This window comes from Flavobacterium sp. FG139, from assembly GCF_057809695.1.
Map to the genome: position 1 here is coordinate 35044 of NZ_JBMDKL010000014.1, position 12940 is coordinate 47983.

9 protein-coding genes are annotated in these 12940 nt (G+C 35.7%); 8 read left to right on the plus strand and 1 reads right to left on the minus strand.

Annotated features, from left to right (window positions below; translation table 11 throughout):
• Positions 1–44 precede the first annotated feature (44 nt).
• The 7 genes from ACODSI_RS12145 (at position 45) to ACODSI_RS12175 (ending at position 9238) form a co-directional block, all read left to right on the plus strand.
• A complete protein-coding gene (locus ACODSI_RS12145) occupies positions 45–1856 on the plus strand; it encodes a T9SS type B sorting domain-containing protein (protein ID WP_488917125.1) in 1812 nt (603 codons plus the stop codon).
• A gap of 53 nt (positions 1857–1909) precedes the next feature.
• Positions 1910–2698, plus strand: coding sequence for a TrmH family RNA methyltransferase (locus ACODSI_RS12150; RefSeq protein ID WP_488917126.1), 789 nt, complete (start codon positions 1910–1912; stop codon positions 2696–2698).
• A 19-nt stretch (positions 2699–2717) separates the two neighbouring features.
• Entirely contained in the window at positions 2718–4271 is a 1554-nt protein-coding gene (locus tag ACODSI_RS12155) for a serine hydrolase (RefSeq protein ID WP_488917127.1), read from the plus strand.
• A gap of 117 nt (positions 4272–4388) precedes the next feature.
• Positions 4389–6608, plus strand: coding sequence for a RelA/SpoT family protein (locus tag ACODSI_RS12160; RefSeq protein ID WP_488917128.1), 2220 nt, complete (start codon positions 4389–4391; stop codon positions 6606–6608).
• Between the two features lie 107 nt (positions 6609–6715).
• Complete coding sequence (locus ACODSI_RS12165) at positions 6716–7171, plus strand: Fur family transcriptional regulator (RefSeq protein ID WP_488917129.1); 456 nt, start codon at positions 6716–6718, stop codon at positions 7169–7171.
• 27 nt (positions 7172–7198) lie between these two features.
• Positions 7199–8470, plus strand: a complete 1272-nt coding sequence (locus ACODSI_RS12170; protein ID WP_488917130.1) for an adenylosuccinate synthase — start codon at positions 7199–7201, stop codon at positions 8468–8470.
• Between the two features lie 45 nt (positions 8471–8515).
• Positions 8516–9238 (plus strand): PA3715 family protein, encoded by a 723-nt coding sequence (locus ACODSI_RS12175; protein ID WP_488917131.1) that lies wholly within the window; start codon positions 8516–8518, stop codon positions 9236–9238.
• Between the two features lie 45 nt (positions 9239–9283).
• Here the strand turns inward: ACODSI_RS12175 and ACODSI_RS12180 are convergent, their stop codons facing one another.
• Positions 9284–11152 carry an alpha-amylase family protein gene (locus tag ACODSI_RS12180; protein ID WP_488917132.1) on the minus strand — a complete coding sequence of 623 codons (1869 nt, stop codon included), beginning with the start codon at positions 11150–11152 and terminating at the stop codon, positions 9284–9286.
• A 131-nt stretch (positions 11153–11283) separates the two neighbouring features.
• Between ACODSI_RS12180 and ACODSI_RS12185 the strand changes: the two genes are divergently transcribed.
• Entirely contained in the window at positions 11284–12915 is a 1632-nt protein-coding gene (locus ACODSI_RS12185) for an OstA-like protein (protein WP_488917133.1), read from the plus strand.
• Positions 12916–12940: the final 25 nt, after the last annotated feature.

Here is a 12940-nt window from a genome sequence, read left to right on the forward strand (position 1 = left end):
TTAAAAATAAATGTCTAATTTAGACATCCAAATTGCTATTTGAAGTGAAATTAAAATTCTCTTTTCTATTTTTAGGTATATTTCTGTGTTCAGTTTGTTCGATTTTTGGGCAAAACGTTTCGTTATACCAGCAATTTAACGGTCGGTATGATTTTGTTTTTTTAGGAAATACGATGAATTTAGGAGAAAATAACATCACACCGGGTTGCGGTACTTTATTAGTCACTTCGTCTTCGGCAAATTTAAATTTAAATCCCAATCAAGTGATTCAAAGTGCCTATTTGTATTGGGCCGGTTCGGGTTTGGGTGATTTTAACGTTAATTTAAATGCGGTTAACATCACAGCACAACGCACCTTTTCAAACATCTCATTAAGTTCAGGACTTCCTTATTTTAGTGCTTTTGCAGATGTTACCAATCAAATTTTAGCCACTGGAAATGGTAATTATACCCTTTCCGATTTGGATGTGTATCAAACCCTAATTGACGAACCCGGTTATTGCGACAACCGTACTAATTTTGCTGGTTGGGCATTGGTTATTGTATATGAAGACAGTAGTTTGCCTCTCAATCAAATTAATATTTATGATGGCTTAGAAAGCATTCCAAACAACATAACAATTACATTAAGTAGCCTAAATGTTATAGATAATGCTGGAGCTCAAATAGGTTTTGTGGCTTGGGAAGGTGATTCCATTTTATCCGTAAATGAAACTTTGACTATTAATGGAAATATCTTAAGCAATCCGCCTTTAAACCCAGCGAACAATGCTTTTAACGGCACCAATAGTTTCACAGGCAGTTCCACTTTATACAATATGGATTTGGATGTATATAACATTCAAAATAACATTAATATTGGCGACACATCGGCACAAATTCAGCTTACATCGGGGCAAGATGTGGTGCTGATTAATGTGGTTGTGACCAAATTGAACAGTCAATTACCCGATGCTACAATTGTTACTAATACAGTTTCTCAAAGTTGTAATTCAAAAGTGATTGTAGTAGATTATACCGTTTCAAATTTAAACTGCACCAATCCGCTTCCATCCGGAACTCCAATCGCTATTTATGCCGATGGACAACTCATCGGACTGACACAAACTGCAACAGTTATTCCTATTAATGGAACTGAAAACGGTCAAATTACCATCACACTGCCAACGTCAATTCCGAACAATTACACCTTAACATTTGTAGTGGACGACAACGGCACAGGAACTGGCACTGTTACAGAAATAATAGAAAATAACAATACTTTTTCACAAGCCATTTCACAATGGATTTCTCCCGAATACAATGTGCTAGAACCTTTAATTTCGTGTAATGAAGGATTCACCAAAGGAACATTTGATTTCTCTAATTATGCCGATTTAGTAAAAGTAAATCCAAGTGATGTAGTCGCCTTTTATTTGACACTAACAGATGCTCAAAACCAGGTAAATGCCATTACAAACACAACCAATTTTCTTGCAACTAGTACGCCTCAAGAAATTTTTGTCCGATTAGAAAATGCTCATTGTGAAGCAATTACTTCCTTTTTATTGAAGGTTAGAAATTGTCCTCCAACCGTGTACAATTTTGTTTCGGCCAATGGTGACGGAATAAACGACACTTTCTTTATTGATGGATTGCGAAATATTTTCATAAATTTTGAAATTGGAATCTACAACCGTTGGGGAAGATTAATTTGGACAGGCAACAACAACACTAGCGATTGGGACGGATTTGCCACAAAAGGCACCCGATTTGACAATTCCATTTCTTCCGATGGAACCTATTATTACATTCTCAATTTAAACGACAACGACTATCCAGAACCTTTGGTGGGATGGCTGTATTTGATAAAGTAAATTGGAATTCATAAAAATCTCTGTAAATTAGCCACCTAAAACTTTTTTTTCCTTTGAAACAAATCACTTCTATACAAAATCCGTTGATTAAATCGTTAGTCCAACTTCAGGAAAAAGCCAAAGTTCGCAAGCAAACAGGGACTTTCTTAATAGAAGGCAAACGCGAAATCGAATTGGCTATCAAAGGGAAATACGATTTGGAAACGATTTTGTTTGTACCCGAATTAATTTCAGAAGAATACATTTCCAAAGTATCAAATAAGCAAATTGACCTCATCGAAATCAACAAAGAAGTCTATCAAAAATTAGCTTATCGCGATACTACTGAAGGAATTCTGGCAGTAGCCAAAACCAAATCGCTAACATTATCCGATTTAAAACTGCCTGAAAACCCATTGATTTTAGTCTTGGAATCGATTGAAAAACCAGGGAATATTGGAGCCATGCTTCGCACCTGTGATGCCGCTAATATTGATGCCGTGATTATTGCTAATCCCAAAACCGACTTGTACAACCCTAACATTGTGCGTTCCAGTGTAGGGTGTCTTTTCACCAATCAAATAGCAACTGGTACTACCGAGGATGTGATTGCCTTTCTAAAAAAACACAACATTGCTATATTTGGCGCTACCTTACAAAACTCCAACGCCTACCATACACAAAATTATACGGTTCCTACAGCCTTAGTGGTTGGCACCGAAGCAACAGGTTTGACACAAGCTTGGCGCGATAATGCTACCCAAAACATCATCATACCGATGCAAGGCGAAATCGATTCTATGAATGTCTCGGTAGCTGCAGCCATTTTATTATTTGAAGCAAAAAGACAACGTGGCTTTTGATTATAACAACATTATACTTATGAAAAAATTACTTTTTACTACAATTACCTTTTGGGCTTATACCCTTTCTTTTGGTCAAATATCAGAATCAAAACTCGATGATGTGGTGACTAGAGCTATGAAAACTTTTAATGTTCCCGGAATTGCTGTTGCCATTGTAAAAGACGGAAAAGTTGTTATTTCAAAAGGATATGGCGTTACCGACATCTATACGCAAAAAAAAGTAGATGGCAATACGCTATTCGGAATTGCTTCCAACAGTAAAGCCTTTACTACAGCTGCTTTAGGAATGCTGGTTGATGAAAAAAAACTGAATTGGGACGACAAAGTCATCAAATACATTCCGGAGTTTAAAATGTATAACGATTATGTCACCAACGAATTTACCATTCGAGATTTACTAACACACCGAAGCGGATTAGGTTTAGGCGCAGGCGATTTAATGATTTGGCCCGACGGACATAATTTTACACCAAAAGACATTATCAAAAACATTCAATATTTAAAACCCGTTTCAGGTTTCAGAGCCGAATACGATTACGACAATTTGTTATATGTCATTGCAGGTGAAGTCATCGAACGTGTTTCGGGCAAAACATGGTGCGACTTTATAGAAACTCGCATTATGAAACCGCTCCAAATGGACAACAGTGCGGCGTCTTTTAAAAGAGTGAAGGATACCACCAATGTAATTAGTCCGCATGTGCCAACCAACGGAAAATTAGAAGTTATCAAACGATATACGAATCCAATTTTTGATGCTGCGGCTGGAATTTATGCGAGCACCAACGATTTGAGTAAATGGGTAATCGCCCAATTGAACAATGGAAAATATGGTGAGAACAACCAAAATCAATTGTTTAGTGAAACGGTTCATGAAGACATGTGGACGCCACAAACCATTTTACCAATTTATGGAATGAATCCTTACAGTTGTAATTTCAAAAGCTACGGTTTGGGCTGGCAATTATCCGATATTAATGGGCATTTGCAAGTGCATCATACCGGTGGTTTGGATGGAATTGTAACCCAAACCATATTATTTCCCGATATAAAATTGGGAATTATTGTGTTAACCAATCAACAATCTGGTGCGGCTTTTAACTCGATTTCTAACACCATTAAAGATAGTTATTACCATTTTAATTATCCCGATCATGTCGAAACCTTATTCAACGAACGCAAAGCCAAAGAGAATAATGCCGACAAAATTACTGATGAAGTTTGGGCTACCGTTGACGAGAACATGATGCGACGAACTAAAGTAGATCCGCAAAAATTTAGCGGATTGTATAGAGATCCTTGGTTTGGTGACATCATTATCAATTATAGAAAAGGTGCGTTACGTTTTACTTCTCTGCGTTCGCCTCGACTTACTGGTTCGTTGTTTTTTTATAAAGACAATACTTTTGCAGTTAAATGGGACAACAGAAGTTTTCATGCGGATGCTTTTGTGTATTTTGACCTAAACCCCAACGGATCTGCGGTTCATTTTAAAATGAAAGCCATCTCTCCGCTGACCGATTTTAGTTACGACTTCCACGATTTAGATTTTAGTAAAGTGAGCGAATAGTTCGTTTCAAATCCAAAATAACAAATCCAAATTCCGAACTATTTTACTCGAAATTTGGATTTTTTTTATTGCACTTTCAAAATTTTTTCCTATTTTTAGCTAATTGAAGAATTTGCTATGACAGAGATTGATTTAGAAGAAGAAAAGAAAGCACTAGCACGCGAATACAAGGAATTGCTGCGCATTAGTTATCAAACACTTACACCTGAAGATAAAAAGCTTATTCGTAAAGCGTTTGACGTAGCCGTTGATGCTCACAAAGACCAACGAAGAAAATCGGGTGAAGCCTATATTTTCCATCCCATTGGTGTAGCTAAAATCGTAGCTTCCGAAATTGGCCTTGGCCCTACTGCTATTGCTGCTGCACTACTACATGATGTAGTTGAAGATACTCCCATTACGGTGGAAGATTTAGAAAAACAATTCAATCCAAAAATTGCCCAACTGGTAGAAGGTTTAACAAAAATCTCTCAAGTTAAAAAAGACATGAACATCTCCATGCAAGCGGAAAATTTCCGTAAAATGCTGTTGACGTTAAACGATGATGTTCGTGTAATTTTGATCAAAATAGCCGATCGTTTGCATAACATGCAAACCATGGATTCGATGCCCGATTACAAACAAGTAAAAATTGCATCCGAAACCTTATACATTTATGCACCACTCGCCCATCGATTGGGGTTGTACAATATCAAAACTAAATTAGAAGATTTAGGTTTAAAATATACCGAACCGGCGGTTTACAATGACATTGTAAGTAAGATAAAAGAAACAAAAGAAGAACAAGACGCCTACATCAAACTGGTTTCGGATGTTTTGAAAAAATCGCTTGATGATGAAAGTGTTGAATATACTATAAAAGGGCGTCCAAAATCTATTTATTCCATTCGAAGAAAAATGTTGGCTCAAAATGTAAGTTTTGATGAAGTGTACGACAAATTTGCCTTGCGCATCATCTACAAATCCAACATGCATGATGAGAAATTTTTAGCTTGGAAAATCTATTCGATTGTAACCGATCATTACCGCCCGAGTCCGAGTCGTTTGCGCGATTGGATTTCATCACCAAAATCTACTGGATATGAAGCGCTACACATTACTGTAATGGGACCCAAAGGACGCTGGGTAGAAATTCAAGTTCGCAGTGAACGCATGGATGAAATTGCCGAAAAAGGCTATGCTGCGCACTACAAATACAAACAAGGTGCCACGGAAGAAAATGGTTTAGACGTATGGTTGAATCTTCTGAAAGAAGCTTTAGAAAACTCGGAAACCAATGCCGTTGATTTCGTAGAAGATTTCAAAATGAATTTGTATGCCAAAGAAATCTTTGTTTTTACCCCAAAAGGCGAAATTAAATCGTTGCCCAAAGGCGCTACATCCTTAGATTTTGCTTTTAGCATTCACTCAGAAATCGGCATTAAAACCCGTGGAACTCGAGTAAACGGAAAGTTAGTCCAGTTGAATCACGAATTGAAAAGTGGTGATCAAATTGAAGTGATAACGTCTCCCAATCAAAAACCAACCATGCATTGGCTCGATTACGTAACAACTTCTCGTGCTAAAAATAAAATTAGAAATGTTCTTAACGAAGATACCAAGAAAATAGCCGAAGAAGGAAAAGAATTGCTTACCAGAAAGCTAAAACATTTAAAAATTACGTTAAATGAAAGTGTTGTAAACGAATTGGTTATTTTCTTCAAACTTAAAACCAGTTTGGATTTGTTTTACAGAATCGGAATTGGAGCCATTGAAAACCAACAATTGAAAGATTATGCGGCTCAAAAAAGCAATACGCTGATTAATTTCTTCAAGAATAAGATCAAACGTTCGCCGAGTTCAGCACCTGATGATATTCACAAACAAGAATTAACCAGCAATTACGATCTATTAGTTTTTGGAAAAGAACAAGACCGATTGGATTACAAATTGTCCACTTGCTGCAACCCTATTCCTGGAGATGACGTTTTTGGTTTTGTAACCATCAACGAAGGTATTAAAGTGCATAAAAAAGACTGCCCGAATGCCATTTCATTGCAATCCAACTACGCCTACCGAATTATGCAAGCCAAATGGATTGATTCGTCACAACAAGAATTTAAAGCCATTTTAAAAATCACAGGAATGGATACTTTGGGACTTACTAACGAACTTACCAAAGTTATTTCCAACCAAATGCACGTTAACATTCAGAGCATTTCATTGAGTGGTGATGCCGGAATTTTTAACGGACAAGTTGCCGTAATTGTGCAAAACAATACCATTTTGAAAAAACTAATGGACAACATCAAAAAAATTGATGGTATTGAGAAAGTATCTCGCGTGTATACTAATTAACAGTATTGATTTGAAATCGAGATTATTAACATCGGGTTTATAACTTTATAGGGAAGTTTTGTCTATAAACTTTTAAACCTTAAACAAAAAAATTATCTTTGCACCTTATGACACAAATCGCATCAGATAATACTAAAAATCAAGAAACTGTAAAAGGTGTTTTTACTGCGTATCTTGAAAATAAAGGACATCGTAAAACCCCTGAACGCTATGCTATACTTCAGGAAATCTATGACAGTCAAGAGCATTTTGATATTGAAAACTTGTATATCAAAATGAAAAACAAAAACTACCGTGTTTCTCGTGCTACACTTTACAATACGATTGAATTGCTTTTAGATTGCGGATTGGTGCGTAAACATCAATTTGGTCAAAATCAAGCACATTATGAAAAGTCGTATTTCGATAAGCAACACGACCATATCATCATGACCGATACTGGCGAAGTAATTGAATTTTGTGATCCAAGAATACAAACCATCAAAAAAACCATGGAAGAAATCTTCGGAATTGAAATCAGCAATCACTCCTTGTATTTTTATGCCAATAAGAAAAAAGAATAAACTAACTACACTATAAACAACAACACAATGACCGTAGATTTACTACTCGGATTACAATGGGGTGACGAAGGAAAAGGAAAAATTGTAGATGTTCTTACTTCAAAATACGACATCATCGCTCGTTTTCAAGGCGGCCCAAACGCAGGACATACTTTAGAATTTGACGGAATCAAGCACGTTTTAAGAACTATTCCTTCTGGAATTTTTCACAAAAACAACATCAATATTATTGGAAATGGAGTCGTAATTGACCCGGTTGTTTTTAAAAGCGAAATTGATGGTTTGGCCAAATTCAACTTGGATATCAAATCGAAATTGATCATCTCTAGAAAAGCACATCTAATTTTACCAACACATCGATTGTTGGATGCAGCTTCAGAAGCCTCAAAAGGAAAAGCCAAAATTGGTTCAACGTTAAAGGGAATTGGCCCAACTTACATGGACAAAACCGGTAGAAATGGTCTTCGTGTAGGCGACATTGAATTAGCTGATTTTAAAGAACGTTACCGCTCACTAGCCGACAAACATGAAGCGATGATTGCTTTTTACAATGTTGATATTCAATACAATCTATCCGAATTGGAAAAAGAATTCTTTGATGCTATTGAAGATTTGAAAAAATTGACTTTTATCGACAGTGAAGAATATTTGGCACAAGCCCAAAAAGCAGGAAAATCAATTCTTTGCGAAGGCGCTCAAGGTTCTTTATTGGATGTTGATTTCGGAACATATCCTTTTGTAACTTCTTCTAACACCACTGCTGCTGGTGCTTGTACTGGATTAGGAATTGCACCTAACAAAATTAAAGAAGTTTTAGGGATTTTCAAAGCGTACACTACTCGTGTAGGCTCAGGTCCGTTTCCTACGGAAGATTTTGGAAATGATGGCGATGTTATGGCCAAAGTTGGCAACGAATTTGGTTCGGTAACTGGACGTAAAAGACGTTGTGGGTGGTTGGATTTAGTGGCCTTGAAATATGCTATCCAAGTGAATGGGGTTACGCAATTGATGATGATGAAAGGTGATGTTTTGTCTGGATTTGAAACATTAAAAGTGTGCACCGCTTACAACTACAAAGGAGAAGTTATTCATCATTTACCTTACAACATTGAAGAGGAAAATGTAACACCAATTTATACCGAATTTAAAGGTTGGAAAGCCGATTTAACAGGTTTAACCACTTTTGATAGTTTGCCAATAGAATTGAAAGAGTACATCGAATTCATCGAAAAAGAAGTCGAAGTTCCGATACAAATTGTTTCTGTTGGTCCTGATCGAAAACAGACGATAACAAGATAAAAATTAAGGCTGTCGTAACGACAGCCTTTTCTATTTAACCGCATTATGAAATACCTTATTTTTATTTTCCTGTTCTTAACTGCATCGGTCTTTTCACAAGAAAATCAATTAGAAGAAAAAATTAAAAAAGAAATCAAATACAACGAAGATGATTATTTTAGTTTTGAAATCAAAACACTACCAAATAATCCTTCAAATGCCATTGTTGCACTTGTAAAATATAATGGTGTTCATGAAAGTGATGGTTTTGATTGTGATCTAATTTTACTATTAGTTGAAGTTTCATCTGGTAAAACACTTCAAAAAATGGTATTTAAAAATGAATATGGGTCAGATGCCATTACACTTACAAATGTATCTTTAGATATGGCAAACTATAAACTAAAAGAAGGAATTAGAGCTTTTGGAATTAGAAGTCACTATATAGGAAGTTCAGCAGTTAATCCCTATGAATCTGAGAATCTCTCACTATTCATGATTCAAAATAATCATATTGAAAAAATATTAGACAATTTTGAAGCAAAATTAAATAATGGTGAAACTGATTTAAGATGCCACTCTAATACTAGAGAATCTAATTCGGTATTCATGTTACAAAAAGAAAAAACCAATGAATTTTATAATATTTCGGTTAAAACAAAAGTAACCATTATTAAATCGGTGCCTTCTAAAACAGATGAAGATGATTGTATAGAAACTAAAACAGAACTAAAGCCAACCTATAAAACATTGATTTATAAAAACGGAAAATACAGTATAAAAAAATAGAATAAAAAAAAGCCCTTTCGTCATGAAAGGGCTTTTTTTTATGCATTATAATTTAAAAATAAAACTCTCACTTCCTTTGATACTCACTTTCATGAAACCAACTCCATGTTCAACTCGTAATTGGGTAGTGCTTCCATACAATTTATCTTTAACGGTATAGACACCCTCTTTTAAATGCCATTTTGCAATTAAATCGGAGGGTAATTTCAAATCGAAAGTGCTATTGTGATCGGGTGAAAAATTAGCTACAATTACTAGTTTTTCAGTATCCGACCAACGTACATACGAATATACTTTCTCATCATAATTAGCGGTTTCGTGTCGGTTAATGCCTTGAATTTCTTGAAATTGTCCCATCAACGCATCACTTTTCAATGAAAAATTCAACAAACGTTGGTAGAAATCACGCAATTCTTTTTCGCTTTGCGACAATTGACCGCCGTCAAATTTGCCTCCATTCATCCAGCGTTGGTGATTGGGCACGCCCACATAATCGAAAATTGAGGTTCTAGAACGTCTACCAAAACCAGCGTCTTCATTTCCAGCTTCACCAACTTCTTGTCCGAAATAAACCATCGTTGGTGCCGCACTAATGGTGGTAGAAACAACCATTAAGGGTTTTCCTTTTTCACCGCTTCCTGCAAATTCTGGACTAGCCAAACGTTGTTCGTCGTGATTGTCTAAAAAGTGAAGCATATTTTTAGAAATATCGGCATTTCTGTATTGAATATCAGATAGTCCATCGGGCACTGTTTTTCCTTGTATTACCGCTTTTAAATGGTCATACGTTTCAACTTTATCATACAAATAATCCATTTTACCTTTAAAAATATAGTTTCTATATTCGTTTGGATTATACACTTCTGCCATCAAAAACGCATCTGGATTTTTCATTTTGATAGCCGAATTCATATAACTCCAAAATTCGTAAGGTACCATTTCGGCCATATCATAACGAAAACCATCCACACCTTTGGCCGTCCAATACAAGGCAATATCTCTGAATTTTACCCACGAACTTGGTACGTTCTTATCTTTCCAAAAAGCAAAATGCTCTTGATACGATTTGTGTCCGAAATCTTCTGGTAGCTCCGGAAAATCTTTAGAACCATCTGGTCTAATTCCGTAATTTACTTTTACCGTTTCATACCAATCGTTGATGTCTGGCTTTGCTAATCGCGACCCATTTCCTGTCCATTTTGCAGGATATTCATCAAATTTACCGTCGATTAAAGGATTTGCTTCTCCATTTAAGGGTTTGTAACTATCGGATGTTGGTACTTCAAAACGTTGTCCCGGAATGTAATAGAAATTATTATTTCGGTCATATTCTACATTAACATTATCGTCAGCTCCAAAATCACGAACGCCTTTAGGATTTGACAAACTCACATACTTTCGAGCAATATGATTGGGAACAATATCAATTATTACTTTCAATCCGTTTTTGTGTGTTCGAGCAATAAGCGCTTCAAATTCTTCCAAACGCTTGGTTGGATCAACCGCTAAATCGGGATTTACATTGTAATAATCTTTTACAGCATATGGTGAACCAGCGCGACCTTTAACCACTTCTGGATCGTCATTAGAAATTCCGTATTTCGTATAATCATTCACCAAAGCATGATGTGGAACACCAGTATACCAAATGTGAGTAACGCCTAATTTTTTTATTTCAGTTAAAGCTTTATCCGTAAAATCGTTAAACTTCCCTACTCCATTTTCGGCGATGGTTCCCCAAGGTTTATTCGTTGTATTTGTATTTCCAAACAATCTGGTAAAAACTTGATAAACCACTTTCTTCTTTTCCACAACGGTAACTTTTTTATTTTTGGCGTTAGACTTATGTTTTTTGACCTGAGCAGATGCCGTTAATGACAATCCTAGAACTGCAAGTAGTAGTACTTTTTTCATGATGAGTATGTTTAATAACACGAGTCAACAAATATAAAAATTTGACTGTCATTTTTCTTATGTAATAAAAAAATCTTAATAAAGATTTGTGTTGGTTCTATTTTCATAAATTTGCTTCAAAATTACAATCCTTGAAAAAATATAGTTTTTATATCCTTTTATTATTGTTGAGTTTCACATCGTCTTTCGGCCAGAAAACAAGTAAAATTTTTGTTGAACACGCCGATTATCAAGACGTAAATGAATACGAACTTCCCGGTGCTTTATTGCTTACTGGTAACGTTCGTGTTAATCATGACGGTGTAATCATGACGTGCAATAAAGCCTATTATTTTAAAACTGAAAATTACATCAAAGCTTTTGGTGATGTACAAATGGTTCAAGGCGACACGTTGTATTTGAATAGCAAATATGCCGAGTACAATGGCAATGTAAAGCAAGCTTTTGCCACTGGAAATGTGGTGATGCGTTCGCCAGAATCCAATATGGTAACCGATACTATTTATTTTGATCGCGTCAAACAAGAAGCCTATTACAATTCGGGTGGAACCATTACCAATAGAGACAATACCCTAAAAAGTAAATCGGGACGTTATTTTGTACAACAAAAAAAATATCAATTTTTGACTTCTGTAGTATTGACCAATCCTGAATATACCATTAAATCGAATCATTTAGATTATTATACCAATTCGGGACATTCCTATTTATTCGGACCGTCAACCATTGTAGGAAAAGACAATTTTATTTATACCGAAAACGGATTTTACAACACCAAAAACAATGTAGGCCATTTTCTCAAAAAATCCTACATCAAATACAAAGATCGACTCATAGAAGGCGACAGTTTGTATTTTGATCGAAAAAAAGAATTCTCATCAGGAACTCGAAATGTCAAAATCACCGATTCTGTAAATAAAGCCATTATTCGTGGGCATTATGGCGAAGTGTATAAAGCAAAAGACTCGCTTTTTATTACCAAACGCGCTTCGGTTCGCTACATGATGGAAAAAGATTCGATGTTTGTTCATGCCAAAAAACTAATTGTAACAGGTAAGCAAGGAGAACGAATAGTTCGTGGTTTTCCAAACGTGAGGTTTTTTAAAAGTGATATGAGTGGCAAATGTGATTCGATTCATTCGGACCAAAAGAAAGCACTCACACAACTCATCGGCAAACCCATACTGTGGAATTTCGAAAACCAAATTACTGGAGATGTGATGCATCTTATTGGCAATAATACCACCGAAAAACTCGATTCTTTAAAAGTACTCAACAATACATTTATCATCTCAAAAGACACCATCGGAACAGGTTACAATCAAGTTAAAGGACTCAATTTGTATGGTAAATTTAAGGATAACAAAATGTATGAAGCCGATGTTGTAAAAAACACAGAAGTAGTGTATTACATGCGGAATGACAAAAACGAACTCATCGGAATTAACAAAAATGTAAGCAGTCGCATTAACATGTTGATGGATGATAAAAGTAAAATTGACACCATAACTTTTTTTAATGAAGTGGATGGTGATATCTATCCTGACAAAGATTTACCCGAAAACGCTCGGAAACTCAGAGGCTTTGTTTGGCGTGGTGACGAACGAATAAAATCGAAAGAAGAAATTTTTCCACCAGAAGAAGAAGCCGAAGAACAAAAAATTCAGGAACAAACTAAAATCGATAATGCCAAACCTAACGTTCCTATGAAAGTTAGGAAAGAAACACTGAATTACGATAAAAAGAAAAGAGGAAAGAAATAAATTGAAAGTACGAAGTACAAACAAT